The organism is Aequorivita sublithincola DSM 14238 (assembly GCF_000265385.1).
Lineage (GTDB): Bacteria > Bacteroidota > Bacteroidia > Flavobacteriales > Flavobacteriaceae > Aequorivita > Aequorivita sublithincola.
This window is the reverse complement of sequence record NC_018013.1, coordinates 3,382,852-3,399,252: the sequence shown is the minus strand read 5'-3', so window position 1 is coordinate 3,399,252 and position 16,401 is coordinate 3,382,852. Positions and strand designations below refer to the sequence as shown.

General features: G+C 33.2%; 10 protein-coding genes. 6 read left to right on the top strand and 4 right to left on the bottom strand.

Translation table 11 applies throughout. The features are described 5' to 3' along the window. The first annotated feature begins 83 nt into the window (after positions 1-83). The 3 genes from AEQSU_RS15425 (at position 84) to AEQSU_RS15415 (ending at position 6,140) form a co-directional block, all read left to right on the top strand. Positions 84-3,284, top strand: a complete 3,201-nt coding sequence (locus tag AEQSU_RS15425) for an Eco57I restriction-modification methylase domain-containing protein (protein ID WP_014783805.1) — start codon at positions 84-86, stop codon at positions 3,282-3,284. Positions 3,285-3,471: 187 nt separating this feature from the next. After that, positions 3,472-4,569, top strand: coding sequence for a protein kinase domain-containing protein (locus AEQSU_RS15420; RefSeq protein WP_014783804.1), 1,098 nt, complete (start codon positions 3,472-3,474; stop codon positions 4,567-4,569). Then, a complete protein-coding gene (locus AEQSU_RS15415; RefSeq protein ID WP_014783803.1) occupies positions 4,569-6,140 on the top strand; it encodes a tetratricopeptide repeat protein in 1,572 nt (523 codons plus the stop codon). Before AEQSU_RS15420 ends, AEQSU_RS15415 begins: the two co-directional genes overlap by 1 nt. Positions 6,141-6,173: 33 nt before the next feature. On the opposite strand, the gene AEQSU_RS15410 is transcribed toward AEQSU_RS15415, so the two are convergent. Further along, complete coding sequence (locus AEQSU_RS15410; RefSeq protein WP_014783802.1) at positions 6,174-9,164, bottom strand: DNA polymerase III subunit alpha; 2,991 nt, start codon at positions 9,162-9,164, stop codon at positions 6,174-6,176. A 74-nt stretch (positions 9,165-9,238) separates the two neighbouring features. On the opposite strand from AEQSU_RS15410, the gene dinB reads away from it, so the two are divergent. From dinB to ligD, 3 genes are all read left to right on the top strand, one after another. Beyond that, positions 9,239-10,459, top strand: coding sequence for a DNA polymerase IV (dinB, locus tag AEQSU_RS15405; protein WP_042492601.1), 1,221 nt, complete (start codon positions 9,239-9,241; stop codon positions 10,457-10,459). A 96-nt stretch (positions 10,460-10,555) separates the two neighbouring features. Further along, on the top strand, positions 10,556-11,329 hold the full coding sequence (ku, locus tag AEQSU_RS15400; protein ID WP_014783800.1) for a non-homologous end joining protein Ku: 774 nt from the start codon (positions 10,556-10,558) through the stop codon (positions 11,327-11,329). A gap of 1 nt (position 11,330) precedes the next feature. After that, the gene (gene ligD, locus AEQSU_RS15395) at positions 11,331-13,754 is read left to right on the top strand and encodes a DNA ligase D (protein ID WP_014783799.1); all 2,424 of its coding nucleotides are present in this window, start codon (positions 11,331-11,333) and stop codon (positions 13,752-13,754) included. 227 nt (positions 13,755-13,981) lie between these two features. Here ligD and AEQSU_RS15390 read toward each other — a convergent pair whose 3' ends face one another. The 3 genes from AEQSU_RS15390 to AEQSU_RS15380 form a co-directional block, all read right to left on the bottom strand. Continuing rightward, positions 13,982-14,605, bottom strand: a complete 624-nt coding sequence (locus AEQSU_RS15390) for a hypothetical protein (protein WP_014783797.1) — start codon at positions 14,603-14,605, stop codon at positions 13,982-13,984. A 38-nt stretch (positions 14,606-14,643) separates the two neighbouring features. After that, the gene (locus AEQSU_RS15385; RefSeq protein WP_014783796.1) at positions 14,644-15,222 is read right to left on the bottom strand and encodes a DUF421 domain-containing protein; all 579 of its coding nucleotides are present in this window, start codon (positions 15,220-15,222) and stop codon (positions 14,644-14,646) included. Between the two features lie 156 nt (positions 15,223-15,378). Further along, positions 15,379-16,119 carry a DUF3891 family protein gene (locus AEQSU_RS15380; protein WP_014783795.1) on the bottom strand — a complete coding sequence of 247 codons (741 nt, stop codon included), beginning with the start codon at positions 16,117-16,119 and terminating at the stop codon, positions 15,379-15,381. Positions 16,120-16,401: the final 282 nt, after the last annotated feature.

Sequence of the window (16,401 nt, the reverse complement as noted above, 5' to 3'; positions counted from 1 at the left end):
GTTAACCTTCTGTGCATAAGTAAACCTGAAATGCCAAATTACTTTTACTATTTTTGGAAAAGCAGTAACTTTCTATACCATCTATGGCATTATTTCAAAATTCAGTACTTAAATCGCAGCTTGCTTTACTCAATGCAGCAGCTGTGGATAAAGCATATAAAAAATATCAAAAATATTTCTGGAATACTACCATACAGGAAAATATAAAAAGCGCGAAGGAGGAACAATTTCAGGCTACTTTTTTAAGCGAGCTGTTTGTGAATATTTTTGGGTACACGCTTTTTCCAAATCCCAACTATAATCTTACCACAGAATTTAAGAACGAAAAAAACGCTCGAAAAGCAGATGGCGCTATTTTAAAAGATGGCGCTGCCATTGGCATTGTTGAGCTTAAAGGCACCAATACAAAAGATTTGGAAAGCATACGCCGACAAGCTTTTGACTATAAAGCAAACCATAAAGGCTGCGTTTATGTAATTACCTCAAACTTTGAAAAACTTCGTTTTTATATAAATGATGCAACCGAATTTGAGGAATTTGACCTGTTTACGCTTTCCAAAAAGCGATTCGAAATATTATATCTCTGTCTTCACTTTGATAACATTCTTAATAACATACCCTTAAAAATTAAGGAAGCTTCCATTGCGGAGGAAGAAGAAATTACCAAAGCATTTTATAAGGATTATTCCATATTTAAACGTGAGCTCTATCGCGATTTGGTAAAGAAAAATGCCAAAACCGTAAAAGAGAAATTTGCAAATAGTAGTTCGAGCTTGTCATCACCTACGCAGTCCAGAGACGAGAAGGAGGATCACTTGGAAATTACACGGCTTGAAAAAAATGTAAAACTCACCTTATTCCAAAAGTCGCAAAAATTATTGGACCGTTTTCTATTTATCTTTTTTGCGGAAGATAGAAACCTATTGCCCTCCAACTCTACGCTGCAAATATTGAGCAAGTGGAAGGACGATTGGGATTTTGGCGATGAACGGGATTTATACAACCTTTTTAAGCAATATTTTAATTATCTGGATATTGGTCGAAAAGGAACGGAAAAGCGCGCAGAAATCTACGCTTACAACGGCGGACTCTTTAAACCCGATGCCATTCTTGATGCCTTGGAAATTGATAATGATCTACTTTATAAATATACCCTTAAACTATCCAATTACGATTTTGAAAGCCAAGTAGATGTAAATATACTCGGCCATATTTTTGAAAATTCCTTAAATGAAATTGAAAGCGTAAATGCAGAAATTGAAGGTGGCGATTTTGATAAGCGAACCAGTAAACGGAAAAAAGATGGTGTTTTTTATACGCCGAAATACATTACCAAATACATAGTTGAAAATACCGTTGGGAAGCTCTGCGAAGAAAAGAAGGTGGAATTAGGATTTAAGGAAGCAGATTATTTTGAAGTAAAAAAAGGGACACACCAAAATACCAAAAAGCAACTTTTGGAAACGCTTGATGTTTACCGTGAATGGCTTTTGAAAATTACAATCTGCGATCCTGCTTGTGGTTCGGGCGCATTTTTAAATCAAGCCTTAGATTTTCTAATTAAGGAACATACTTATTTAGATGAATTAAAAACCAAAATTTTAGGTGGTGGATTCCAGTTTCCAGATATTGAAAATACGATACTTGAAAATAATATTTATGGTGTTGATTTAAATGAGGAAAGTGTAGAAATAGCAAAACTTTCCCTTTGGTTACGCACCGCGCAACCGCGCCGAAAACTAAACGATTTAAGTAGTAATATAAAATGTGGCAATAGTTTAATTGATAGTAAGGCCGTTGCCGGGAATAAGGCTTTTAAATGGGAAAATGAATTTGCTGAAATTTTTGCGAATGGTGGTTTTGATGTGGTTATTGGGAATCCGCCTTATGTAAGCGCAAATGAATTAAAGAAAAGTAGTTCTAAACTGGAATATGCATTCCTAAAGAAGAATTTTGAAATTGCGAAAGGGACTGTCGATTTATATATTTATTTCTTTGAAAAAGGATTGGATATATTAGGTAAAAATGGAATTTTATCTTTTATAACTCCAAATAGATATTTATCTGCTAGTTATGGTAAAGCTTTGAGAGAAATTTTGGTTAAAAATTTTGAGATAAGTTCTTTAATTGATTATTCTGACAAAAAAGTATTTGCTGACGCAAGTACGTATCCAGTAATTTCTTTTCTAAGACATAAATTGAAGGAAAAATATATTGTAATTACTGGACACTTCGAAGAAGAAAGTAAACAAATAATTAAAACGGAATTTTCTTCTGAAAAATTAGATGTACTTGAGGATTATATCTTAGGTTTCCTGTTAAATGATAAATTAATAATTACAGAGAAAATCATTAATCAATCAGAGAGGCTTGAAACTTCTGGAAAAATAAATGCCACATCCACTGCCGGTGAGGCAGACGATTATTCCAAACTTATTTCAGAAAATTTAAAAGGTTACAAACTAATAAATACTGGAACAATTGATCCATATTCAAATATGTGGGGAATTTCGGAATTAACAGATAAGGGAAGTAAATATTTAAGTCCATACCTACCAATTGATTCTTCCGAAATTTCCAAAAATCGAAATAAACTCTATTCCTCACCAAAAATTATAATTTCGAAAATTGGATTAAAATGTGAAGCATTCTATGATAGAGAAGGGATATATGCATCAATAAACACAAATTGCATCCATTCATTTAACTTCAATTTTTTGCCTGAATATATTCTATGCTGGATTAATTCAAGGCTTTATAATTATATGTTTGAATGTTTTTTTGATGGATTACGTATGTCTGGAGGATATTTACTTTTTTCTTCGCCGAATCTTCGTAACACTTATATCAAACATTTAATTCTTAGTGAACAAGAAATTTTTATAGAAGTATCTCGAAAATTAGAAAAAACTTTAGAATTATTTTTGAAAATAAAAAATGATTTTAGTAGCTATGTTTCGAATAAATACGGCTACAGAAATCTAACTCGCAAACTCCAAAATTGGCACGAACACTCCTTCGGAGATTTCATTAAAGAACTAAACAAAGCCATAAAAAAAGAAAACCGCGACCGTAAAAAAGATGCTGGCGAAAATGCTTTTATTGAAATCCCCGAGCTAACCAAAAAAGATGAGTTTGAGTGGATGGAACTTTTTGAGGTTAATAAAAAGAAAGCGCAAGAACTACAAACGCAAATAGCGAGCACAGAAAAGGAAATTGACCAAATTGTTTATGATCTTTATGGTTTGACAGAGGAGGAGATTAGGATTGTGGAGAAGAATTGAATCGTATCCGGTAGCTTATTGTGAACTTCTAATTAATTAAAATCTTATACCAAAGATTAGGGCTCGTATCAGATGTGGACCCAAAAATTTAAATAGTCTGTTAACTTGGTGATTATTTGAATTCTTAAAATTCGTATGGACTGAGCAAGTATAAGAAAATGTCAAAACCAAATTAAAGAAAAATATTATGAATTCTCAAAATTTCGAAATTGCTGCTGAAGCTCTACTTGGTAAAGAACTTAAAAATGGTTGGAAAGTAACCAAAAAGTTGGAAAGAAAACTTGGTTCTTCTGGTGGCTACTTTAGTGTTTGCTATTTAGTTGAGAAAGATGGCTATGAAGCTTTTTTAAAGGCTTTGAATTTTAAAGCATTTTTTGAACTATCTCCAGGGAAGAAAGCTATAGATATTATTCAAGAACAAACAGCAGCATATAAATTTGAAGTAGATTTACTTCAGAGATGTAAAAATAACAAATTGAGTAAAGTTTCTTTGATTCTTGATGAAGGTGAAGCATCTTTCGAAAATGAGGGCTTTGCAATACCCTATGTTCCATATTTAATTTTTGAAAAAGCTGGAGATGATCTTCGAGGTTTTATAAATTTTACAAAGCATATAGAAACAGCTTGGAAATTAAAATCGTTGCATAATGTCGCAATTGGTATCAAACAACTGCACTCAGTAAATATAGCTCATCAAGATCTAAAGCCATCAAATGTATTATTGTATGAAGATAACCTAGTTTCTAAAATTGGTGATTTAGGTCGTTCACTCTGTAAAGATATTTTAGCACCACACGATAGAGGTGGTAATTTTACTGGCGATAATTCTTATGCACCGCCCGAATTTCTTTATGGCTATAGTAATCCTGATTGGGAAGAGAGAGTAAAATCAACAGATCTGTATTTGTTCGGAAGCATGATTATATATTATTTTATTGGTGTAAGCATGACATCTTTACTTTCTAAAAATATCGAAGAAAGTTTTAGATGGTATATTTGGACAGGTTCCTTCGTAGATGTTAAAGATTACCTTATAAATGGGTATTATAAATCTTTAAAAGAATTTGAGGTTGCTTTAGATGATAAAGAATTAAGTAGAGAATTAATACAAATTATTACATACTGTTGCCACCCTATACCAGAATTACGTGGTCATCCAACAAATATTCGGATCGCTAAGAATCAAGAATTACGTGGAAATAAATTGAATCAATATGATTTTCAACGATTAATTTCAAAATTGGATATTCTCGCAAAAAAAGCGCAACTTAAATTTGTAAAATAATGGCTATAATATATCAATTAAAGGATAGAAGAGTAATACCCAATTGGCGGGATTTTAAACGAACAATTCAGCTGGGAGAATTAGGCAATAATTGGGAATCGAATAACATAATCAAATTTAATATTGATCAACAAATTCGGGATTGGAACAACAGAAAAAATATTGGTACCGCATCAGATTTAATTAATTCAGCATTTGTATCAAGACTTCACGAAAATACTGATGTCGAAGATGCTGCGCAATTTATTATTGATAATAGTGAGAATTCATCAAATATTTTAAATGATATAGCAAAAAAATTGATTGAGGATCCAAAAAGAGAGATGCTTTTCTCGAAAACTAATAGTAAAAATAGTTTATTGGAAAAAAAAATATCCTCGGTTGAAGATTTTACAAATTTAACCGATTACAAAGCAATACATAAAATAATAAGTAAAACTAAAGCTCAAATCCATGGTCAGTTAAATAATCCAATTCCCTATGTAGAACTTGCGAGACTTTACGCAATGCAAGGACAAGATGCAAAGGCAGAGCAAGCTATATTAACTGCTCTTTTTTTAGCACCTAACAACAGATTCGTTCTTAGATCGTCAGTTCGATTCTTTGTACATATTGAAAGTTTTGATAAAGCTTTATTCTATTTGAGGAAATCCGACAGAACTAAATATGATCCATGGTTAATTTCAGCACATATAGCTACATCGTCTTTGATGGATCGGTATTCACCGCTTATAAAAAATGGACAAGGAATGATTAAAAATCTCAATTATTCTAATTTTGATTTAACTGAATTGAATAGCTCTATAGGCACATTAGAATTAATGTCAGGAACATTTAAAAAAGCTAAAACTCATATAGATGAGGCTTTGAAAAACCCTAACGATAACAGTTTGGCACAAATTGAATGGATGTCAAAACATGACAATCGTATTAGATTTAATCCTTTTAATTTTACTAATGTCATAAACCCATTTGAAGCATTCGCAATTGATCAATACAGATCAGGTGATTGGGAAAGTGCATTAATTAATTCTCTGAACTGGTTTGTGGATATGCCGTATTCAAAACGTCCTATACTTCTTGGATCATATATAGCGGGATCTTTACTAAATAATAAAGAATTAGCTATTAAAATTTGTCAAATTGGTTTAAGAGCAAATCCTAATGATCCAACTATTTTAAATAATATAATTTATTCAATAGCAACCTCAGAAGACATAAAATTATTAGATAAATACACCTCTAAACTAGAAAATATTGATTTAAAAAATTTATCAGTGGAATCACAGATAACATTCCAAGCTACACTGGGTCTAATTTATTTAAAAAAAGGCGAAAAGAAATTAGGTATTGACTTTTACACTACAGCTATGATTAATGCTAAGAGGGTAGGCAACGAATATTTAGAAAATTTAGCTTTGATTAATTTAACTCTCGAATTAACCAAACAAAAATACTCAGAAAGATTAATATATATCAAGAGGGTTGAAAGTCTACCGGAAAGTTCAAAAAATAAAGATGTGGATAAACTTCGTAAGCAAATTTTAAGTTTAGAAAAGTCTAATCATTAATATTATTATAGAATTTTAAATAAAGATTATCTATTAATCCATCAACTTAACACTCTTATCCGCATCTTCAAATCTTGGATCTGGAATCATTTCTAAATGTTGTATGTAATCTACAATAATCGCCAAACATCCCAAATCGTCCACAACTTTCCCGCGAACCACATAAATACCTTCAGAGCTTATGCTAAACTTTTCTGCAATATTCGGGAAGTGTACGGTATCAAAAAATACGCCCTCACTATCGTAAAAAGTCCCGAAGTGCATTAAGCGTTTGTCTTTTGTCGGCGTGCCTTTGGCGGTTACCAACTTTCCGCAGATTGTTATTTTTCTATTTACGTATGCAACCATATCTTTCGCCTTAAAATCCGTGGGCAAGGGCGCAGCTAAAAGATTGAATCTTGAGTGTAAGGGAAAGCCCAATAATTCAATCTGGTCGTATGCATCAATAACCGTTGTAGATTTTATTTCAGGAATATCGTAGGTAATTTGCTTAGGTTTAAAAAGAACGGGATACGGATTTTGGGTTTTGTTTTTGTCCAACTTTAAATGGGCCTCCCAGAGCAAAGTATGCTTATCGGCTCCAGTAAATCGAAATGCATCGATGCGAATTAATATTATAATCTGTTCAATACCAATCTTCACACGATCTACAAAATCATCAAAACCCGAAAATTTACCGTAAACATCCCGTTCGTTCAAAATAGATTGAATGGCCCTAAACTCTAATGACTTCAACATTCCAAGACCTAGAAAAACGGCTTCGCCATAAATTTTATTACCATGATCGCTTTTATTTATGCAAGGTGCTTCCACGGTGCCGCCCTGCATTTTAATTTCGTGAATATAGGTTTCAATATTATAAAAACCACCGCCGTTGTTTAAAACAGCCGTCATAAATTCCAAAGGAAAATATTTTTTTAGATAGAGCGATTGGTAGCTTTCAACCGCATAAGATGCGGAATGACCTTTCGCAAAGGCATAACCGGCAAAGGCTTTTATTTGGTTCCAGACTTCGTTGGTGAGGGTTTCAGAATATCCTTTCTTTAAGCAATAGCTTATAAACTTTTTCTCTATCTGCTCAAATTGCCCTTTCGATTTTACCTTACCACCCATACCGCGCCTTAAAATATCTGCTTCTGCCAAGGAGAGTCCGGCAAATTTGTGGGCCACTTTTAGCACATCTTCCTGATAAACCATTACGCCATAGGTATCTTCCAAAATTTCGAGCATAACAGGATGCGCTTCTTTACGCTTTTCGGGAATTCGGTGGCGCAGAATATATTCATTTTTCATTCCGCCGTTACTAACGCCAGGTCTAATAATACTACTTGCAGCCACAAGGTTAAGATAATCGTTGGTTTGTAGTTTCGTCATCAAAGTCCGCATTGCGGGCGATTCCACATAAAACACGCCCATACAATCTCCGGTATTAAGCAATTTATTTATATTGGGATCATTCTTAAAAACCTCTATATCTTCCATATCCAGCACATCAGTTTCAGGTTGGTTGTATGCTAATATTTCCAAAGTATCCTTAATTTTCGACAGTCCGCGTTGCGCGAGAATATCGAATTTAAAAATGCCAACTTCTTCAGCGATATTCATATCAAACTGAACGGTCTGAAAACCCTTTGGTGGCAAAAAAGTACTTGTATAGTAATAAATTGGCTTTTGGGTTATTATAATTCCGCCGGAATGCACGCTGAGATAATTAGGAAAACCATGAATATAATGCGCATATTTTTCAATCAGTTGAATATAAGCACTACTGGCGCTTTTCTTTACTTTATAGCCTTTTAGAAAACTGTCCACCTCAAATTTTGGAACCCCAAACACTTTGCCCAATTCGCGAATAACCGCGCGATATTGAAAAGTTACATAGGTTCCCATCAAGGCGGTATTTTTAAATCTTCTGAAAATATAATCGGTAATATCATCTCGGTCTTTCCACGAAAAATCAATATCGAAATCTGGCGGACTGCTACGGTACACATTTATAAACCGCTCAAAATAAAGATCCAGTTCAATGGGATCTACATTCGTAATGCCAATTATATACGCAACAACACTATTGGCGCCACTTCCGCGACCAATGTATGGATAGTCTTTAGAACGGGCATAATCTAAAATATCGTTGTTTATTAGGAAATAGGAAACAAAATCCATTTGCTTGATGGCCGCCAATTCCTTTTCGACCCGTTCATAAACCTCCATTTTTGGATTTTTGTAGCGTTCCTTGATTTTATTATAGCACAGCTCCTCCAAAATTGTGTAATCTGAATCTTTATCTTCCCCATAAATAATTTGATTTTGATTCACTCTGTGTTCATCAAAATAGAAATTTACTTTGCAGGATTTCAGTAGTTTGTCAGTATTGAAAAGTAATTCTGGATACTCCTGATATTTCACTTTAACCAATTCCGGAGCTAAAAGCACATCCGTTTTATCACCTTGTTCCGAGAGCGGAAGTTTACTTAAAAGGGTATTTAAATCTATAGTCCGCAACAATCGGTGCGCATTATAATCTGATTGATTTCTAAAACTTACCGTTTGGTGAATAACCAATTTATCCATCATTTTATTGAAAGGAGAAAATGGTAAACGATTTAGGTTTTTAATTGAAATGCCGATAAATTCATATTCTGAAAAAGTATGCGACTTAATTTCCATCGCCTTTTCAAAGGGATAGATACAATAACAATTTTCAAATTTGGGTGCAACATCCGGGAATAGCTTTTTTATATGAAGATGTTCTGAAATGAAGGTATTTATTTCTGAAAACCCCTCATTGTTCTTCGCAATCAAAATATATAATTGATCCACACCATTACGAACATCCACTCCAACTACGCTGTGAATATTGTGTTCCTGAGCTTGTTTAATAAAGCTTAAGCAAGCACTGGTGCTATTAATATCTGTAAGTGCAAGTTGTGTAATGCCATTTTCCTTCGCCAATTCCAAAAGTGTGCTTTCAGAAAAAGTTCCATATCTAAGCGAATAATACGAATGGCAATTAAGATACATTGTTGATAAATTGTTTTACAAAACTAAATCAAATTTTGGAAATATTCCATAATTTTGGACAAATTCCAAATACAATGGGAAAAGCAATTATTCATTTTGATTTAGATGCCTTTTTTGTTTCGTGTGAACGTAGAATAGATAGTAGTTTGAACAATCGACCGGTAATTATTGGCGGCACAGGAAATAGGGGAGTAGTTACAGCGGCGAGTTATGAGGCTCGTAAATTTGGCGTACACAGTGCTATGAATATGAAAATGGCGCGGCAATTATGTCCGCAGGCAATTTATATTCGCGGTAATGGGCATCTGTATGGAAAAATGTCGCAAGAGGTTACGGAAATACTCACCCAAAATCTGCCAATAGTTGAGAAGGCAAGTGTAGATGAGTTTTATGCAGATTTGAGTGGCATGGATAAATTCTTCGGCTGCTATAAATTTGCGAAGGAATTGCGATCTAAAATTATAAGGGAAACCGGATTGCCGATATCCTTTGGACTTTCCATAAATAAAACCGTTTCAAAAGTTGCCACTGGCGAAGCCAAGCCCAACAATCAAATAAATGTTGCAGATGGTTGTGAAAAGACTTTTTTGGCACCGCTCTCAATCAAAAAGATACCGATGGTTGGAAACCAAACCTATAAAACTTTTTCTTTACTTGGAATTCGAGAAGTTGGTCTGGTGCAAAAAATGCCCTTGGAACGTATGATCTCCGTATTTGGAAAAAATGGTAAAATAATCTGGGAGCGCTGCAATGGTATTGATGATAGCCCAATTAAGCCGTTTCACGAGCGCAAATCCATTTCCAGCGAACGAACTTACGGCAAGGATACTTTTGATCAGGAAATGATTAATACAACCATATTGGCAATGGTAGAGAATTTGGCTTTTCAATTACGGAGAGGTAATAAATTAACTTCAACCGTAATGGTAAAAGTTCGATACTCCGATTTTCAGACGTATTCAAAACAAATTAAAATTATGCACACTTCCGCAGATCATATTTTAATTCCGACCGTAAAAGAACTTTTTCAAAAATTGTATGACCGAAGAGTATTAGTAAGGCTAGTGGGAGTTAAGTTTGGAGGATTAGCAGATGGACACTATCAAATAGATATGTTTGAAGATACAAACAAAACGGTAAATCTCTATAAGGCAATGGATAAAATTAGAGATAAATATGGCGATCACTATGTGCGTCGTGCAGCTACTTTGGGGCGAGGATCAAAAACAATTGGGAATCAAGGAAACCCATTTGATGGGAGGCCTCCAATTTTGTTGGCGCATAGACATCGATAGGTTTTTACTGTTATAGATTTTATCTAGTAGTTAAAATATCGTGAAACAATTTATTTCGTAATCATATAAGCTCTATTTTTAAAATAAAAATATATTATGAGATCAATATGGAACGGTTCAATAAGCTTTGGATTAGTGTCAATCCCCATTAAAATGTATAGTGCTTCAGAAGATAGGAAACTTGATTTGGATATGCTGGATGTTCACGACAATGCTAGAATTAGATACAAACGTGTTAATGAAGAAACAGGGAAAGAAGTAGAGTGGAAAGATATTGTTAAAGGTTTTAAACAGGATGATAGCTATGTAATTCTTGAAAAAGAGGATTTTGAAATGGCTAATATGAAAAAAAGTAAAACCATTGACATTGAAGAATTTATTGAAGAAAGTGAGGTAAGTGATCTACTCTATAAAAGCCCTTATTTTTTAGAGCCTCAAAAAGAAGGCAGTAAGAGTTACAATTTATTACGTGATGCTTTAAAGAAAACCAAGAAATTAGGAGTTGCTACTTTTGTGATGCGACAAAAAGAGCACCTTAGTTTGATTGGTATTTACAAAGACGCCTTAGTGCTTCACGTAATTAGATTTGCAGATGAAATAAGAGATCCAAAAGACTTAAAGTTACCAACTACTAAAGTTTCTAAGAAAGAGGTGGATATGGCTTTGTCATTAATTGCAAATTATACATCCAAATTCGATTTGGAAAAGTATAAGGATGTTTACAACAAACAATTAATGAAAATCATTAAAAACAAATCAACCGGAAAAAAATCGCGTTCTAAAAAAGTGGACACTACTCCCACACAAGCTGAAGATCTTATGGCGAAATTAAAAGCCAGTCTGGAGAAGAAAAAAAGCAAAGCATCTTAATTTGAGTTTAGATAAATACATAGAAAAAAGAAAGTTTGATCAGACGCCTGAACCCAAAGGAGTTGTAAATAAGGAAAATGCGAGACGTTTTGTTATTCAACGTCATAAAGCTTCAAAATTACATTACGATTTAAGATTAGAAATGGATGGAGTTTTAAAGAGTTGGGCTGTTCCAAAGGGACCTTCAATGAATGCTTCTGACAAACGCTTGGCCATTATGACCGAGGATCATCCTGTAGGTTATTTAAATTTTCATGGCACCATTCCCAAAGGAAATTACGGAGCGGGAGTAATGACAATTTGGGACGAGGGAAATTATAATGTGTTATTAAGTGAAATAGGAAATGACCCAGTTCAACAATTAGAAAAAGGGGATCTGAAAATAGAATTCTTTGGAAAGAAAATAAAAGGAACATTTGCTCTCGTTCATACTAAAAGAGGCGATAAAGGCAATCAGTGGCTATTGATAAAGAAGAAGGATGAATATTCAACCGATTTAGAATACGATTCTGAAATATTTATTGAAAACAATAATGTAAAAAGTTCAGAAAGTTATAGAGCTTTAGACATTCAGAGCTTTGTAAAGCCTATGCTTGCCAGTCCTGCAAAGAAAATTTTCAAGGATCCTGAATGGGTTTTTGAATTAAAGTGGGATGGATATCGTGTACTCTCAAATCTATTTCAAAATAATGTGGAACTATATTCACGTAATGGAATTTCATATAATGAGAAATTTGCAAGTATTGCGAAGGAGTTGAAAAATATTCCACACGATTGCATATTAGATGGAGAGATAGTTATTATAGACAAGGAAGGAAAAAACGATTTTCAAAAACTTCAGAATTATGATGATACCATTGAAAATTTAAATTTGAAATATTATGTTTTCGACTTACTTCATCTCAACGGAATGGATACAATTGCCTTAACCCTATTAGAACGTAAAAGTCTGTTGCCTGAATTATTAAACGACCTAAAAAACGTCTTTTACTGCGATCATATCCAAGGAATGGGGCCAACATTATATAATCGTGCATTGGATGCAGGAATGGAAGGGGTAATAGCGAAGAAAGCAGATTCCAAATATTCTCCCGGATATAGAAGTGAAAATTGGTTGAAAATTAAAAATAGCACCACGGAAGAAGCCTTAATTTGTGGCTACACTGATTCTGTAGGTGGTGATACATTATTCGGATCGCTTATTTTGGGGCAATATAACGAAGAAGATTTAAAATATATAGGGAATTGTGGTTCTGGATTTTCAGTTACAGAACAAAAGGAGTTGTTGGCAAAATTTCAAAAAATTACAATTGATGAAAGTCCATTTAAAGAAAAAATAAATTTAAAAGGTAGAAAACCACATTGGGTGAAACCATTTTTAGTTTGTGAGGTAAAGTTTTCGGAGAAAACTAAAAATGGAATTTTGAGACATCCTGTCTATAAAGGTATAAGACAAGATAAAAATGTTGAAGAAATTGTCCCTCAACCTATTAAGGAAAAAAAATCCTTCGCTTCAAATCCTTCCACACTTTTAGATGTAAATGGAATATCGGTACCAATTTCTAATTTAGAGAAAGTGTATTGGCCAGAAATGGGTTATACAAAATATGACTTGATAGATTACTACTTAAATATTTCCGACTTCATATTACCGTATTTGAAGGATCGTCCTCAAAATTTACACCGCCATCCCAACGGAATTAATGGAGAATCTTTCTATCAAAAGGATAACGATCAGCTACCAAACTGGGTTGAGACAACTAAAATTCATTCCGAATCTTCCCAAAAAAATATTGAATATTTAATTTGTCAAAATCAAGCAACCTTACTCTATATGGCTAACTTGGGATGCATAGAAATAAATCCTTGGAATTCTAAAATTAATAATCTCGAAAATCCGAGTTATACGGTAATCGATTTGGACCCTTCAGCTGAAAATTCATTTGCTGAGGTAATTGAGGTAGCCCAAGTTGCTAAAGAAGTTCTGGACTTATTTAAAATTGAAGGCTATTGCAAAACCTCTGGCTCCTCTGGAATTCATATTTATTTGCCTTTGGATGAACTCTATAGTTATCAGGAAGCAAGAGATTTTACAAAACTGCTTTGCTATTACATTCAAGAGCGTTTGCCAAAACTAACAAGTATGGAGAGAGCTGTAAAAAATAGAAAAGGAAAAATATATCTAGATTACCTGCAAAATAGGCGAGGGCAGACATTAGCTTCAGTATATTGCGTGCGTCCTAAAGTTGGTGCAACAGTTTCAACGCCGATATCTTGGAATGAACTGAAAAAAGGTTTACAATTAGAAGATTTTACTATTAAAACCGTTCCAAAGCGTCTGGAAAAAATAGGTGACATATTTCAAGGAGTATTAGGGCAGGGTATCAATATAGAAAATGCTTTAGGTACAATTTCTGAAAAATAATTTCGAAAAAAAAGTGTCAAGAATTTTCTCGACACCCATTTTCCTAAAAGTTGTTTTTTCTTTATTTAGCTTTCTTATTCTTTGAATTTCTAAAATACAAATAAGCATAGAATCCAACCTGTGCTATTGTAGTTAAAGTAAATATTCTCGAAATTGTTTTACGTGTACTTTTTTTCATAATTTTTTATTTAATATAATAATTTGCTGTCTTTTTTCTGTTAAAGCAACTATAAATTTTGTTTGATTTCAAATGGTTCAATTAGCGCTTCTGTAAGAGCCACCCATTTTAAATTACGTATAGCAATCTTACTTCCTATAACTATTGCTTTGTTTCTAACCAAATCTGTTAACGGTACATCCTTAGAGTTTTCTTGTAGATTGCGTCCGTGAACTTCTGCATAAATACAAGTGCCAATTCTCCTTACTATAAAAGTATTTGTCGATTCTTCTGTATAAAATTGTACAGTTGTGATATCTTCAGATCCTGGTGCACTGCAAGTCCTTATTGTTATCGCAAAAAAAGGACTTTGATAATTATTTAATCCATTTTGCAAATCAATTATTTTTGTCCAATCGCTTCCGTTACCGCTTGGACTTCCAGGACCTGGAATATCAATTTTAATTAAATTATCAATGGCGACGTTTGTGGTAATTTCACTTGTGTTGTAATCTATTAAACTAAAATTCGCATTAACCTCTTCAGAATAAGAATGCCAGTCATTCACTGATTTTAATCTTAAGATTAAATTTTTAAAATTTCTATTTGCCTCATCAATAGAATCGGCACAGATAGTGCTGACAAAGTCATGATAATCTCCCTTATTTTGTATTGGAATTTTGGGGTATAACATAATTTATTGGCTCAATTTACAGTGGTAAAAAATAATTCTTATGTATTATCTTTATAGTCAATACTATCAACATTTTCAGGCAAAATTGAATTTTCCAAAATAGGATTATCATATTTATAAACACTTAGTTCGCCCGATTGTTCGTAATAAGCGTGTTCAACCTCAGATAGATATTTAATTCCATTTTGTCTAAGCAACATTAAAACTTCGTTTTTGTCAATCTCATCTACTTTAAAATTCTTTTCTAAAAGTTTACCATTTGCAACTAACTTAAGAACTGAAGGATGGGTGATTTTTCGCACCTTATTATTTCGGACACTAATATAGACGTAGAGCTTTTGGAAAGCGGCAATTAATGTAATGACAGTTATGGCAACGCTTAAGGGAATTGTAGGATAAAGCATTGCATCCCCTACAGCACTACCCATCGCAATTATTATTAAAACATCGGCACTTCCTAAACCGCCAACAGCACGTTTGCCAATCCATCTAATAATTATTATTGTGTAGGTCATAATTATCACGACTCTAAGCACTATTTCCAAATAAATCATCAGGTCAAAATCGCCTATGAAAATTCGTTGAAAATCAAAAAAATATTCACTTCCTTCGATCATAATGGATTATTTAGAACTTATGGATTTAATGTTCACCTTAAAGTAATCAAATCTAAAAATTTGAATGTTTTTAAATGGATTCAAAAACATTTTAAAATAGCTCATTTGAAACTATATTTACTAAAAATCTTGTTGGTTTGCTAAACGCTTCGACAATTATAATTTGCCGAGTTTCCATTTCTTCAAACTTGGAGGTGTTGCCATTAAAATCGATTCAAATTCTTTGGCTGAGGAAAATTGGGTTTGTTTAAGAATACGTTCTTCAACCGAAAGCTCAAATTTAGCCGAAGTGAAAATCCAAGGTGAAATGACTAAGGTGTCATCCTCAGATTTTTTAATGAAGTAAGTCTCTTCTTTAATCGAAGTATTTATTTCCAATAATCTTTCACAATCTGGTGCTTCATCATTGCAGAGAATTAAAGATAATCTATCGCAGAAACGTAAAAACTCATAATATGCTCTTGCCTTTACATCTGAAAATTTATAGACCTTCAAAATAATTTTTCGCTCAATTTCTTCATTCTCAAAAAATTGAGCTATCTGCTTACTACTATTTTTGTAGTCTGAATAAATAAATTCTAGATGGTACGAAATAAGCAGCCTAATCCACCGAGATTTGTTATTGGCGCTGCTGATTATTTTTTCCATTCTTTCAAGAACTTCTTTCACAGTTGATTTATCTTCCGTAAAATCCAGAGGAACCCCAATCTCAGACAGATAATCTTTTTCTTTAAAATTAAGTTGTCTGTCATCGTGTTCACAAACCGCAATAAGGGTCTCAAACCAATGGGGCGGTCTAAACTCTTCTTTAATTTCATTGGCTATTTTTCCGGCCAATAAACCATGAGCCTGATGAAAAATAATGTGTAAACCTTTTATAGATTTATTTACGATCATGCTATAAATGTAATTATATTGTAACCTTCTGCTAAATTATGAATTGAAACATTTAGTTAGGCATTTTATAAAATATTTTTTTAGCTGATTCAATTTATAAATTAAATTAATATCCTTGATTTTTTTTTTTGACGGGCTTATTAATCTTGTATTAATAACAGAAAATATATTTGAAATTGAGAATGAAGTAAGCTCATTTTACTGTGTTGCAGGTAAGCTTAATTCCGTAGAGAGATCTTCTTCAAAAAATCTTGAACAAAGCTTTAAAGATTAAGATTCCGT

Bases quoted from the DNA above. Each gene is read 5' to 3' on its own strand.
- AEQSU_RS15380 (WP_014783795.1), bottom strand. From the start codon at position 16,119: ATGATCGTAAATAAATCTATAAAAGGTTTACACATTATTTTTCATCAG.
- AEQSU_RS15390 (WP_014783797.1), bottom strand. From the start codon at position 14,605: ATGTTATACCCCAAAATTCCAATACAAAATAAGGGAGATTATCATGAC.
- ku (WP_014783800.1), top strand. From the start codon at position 10,556: ATGAGATCAATATGGAACGGTTCAATAAGCTTTGGATTAGTGTCAATC.
- dinB (WP_042492601.1), top strand. From the start codon at position 9,239: ATGGGAAAAGCAATTATTCATTTTGATTTAGATGCCTTTTTTGTTTCG.
- AEQSU_RS15415 (WP_014783803.1), top strand. From the start codon at position 4,569: ATGGCTATAATATATCAATTAAAGGATAGAAGAGTAATACCCAATTGG.
- AEQSU_RS15385 (WP_014783796.1), bottom strand. From the start codon at position 15,222: ATGATCGAAGGAAGTGAATATTTTTTTGATTTTCAACGAATTTTCATA.
- AEQSU_RS15425 (WP_014783805.1), top strand. From the start codon at position 84: ATGGCATTATTTCAAAATTCAGTACTTAAATCGCAGCTTGCTTTACTC.
- AEQSU_RS15420 (WP_014783804.1), top strand. From the start codon at position 3,472: ATGAATTCTCAAAATTTCGAAATTGCTGCTGAAGCTCTACTTGGTAAA.
- AEQSU_RS15410 (WP_014783802.1), bottom strand. From the start codon at position 9,164: ATGTATCTTAATTGCCATTCGTATTATTCGCTTAGATATGGAACTTTT.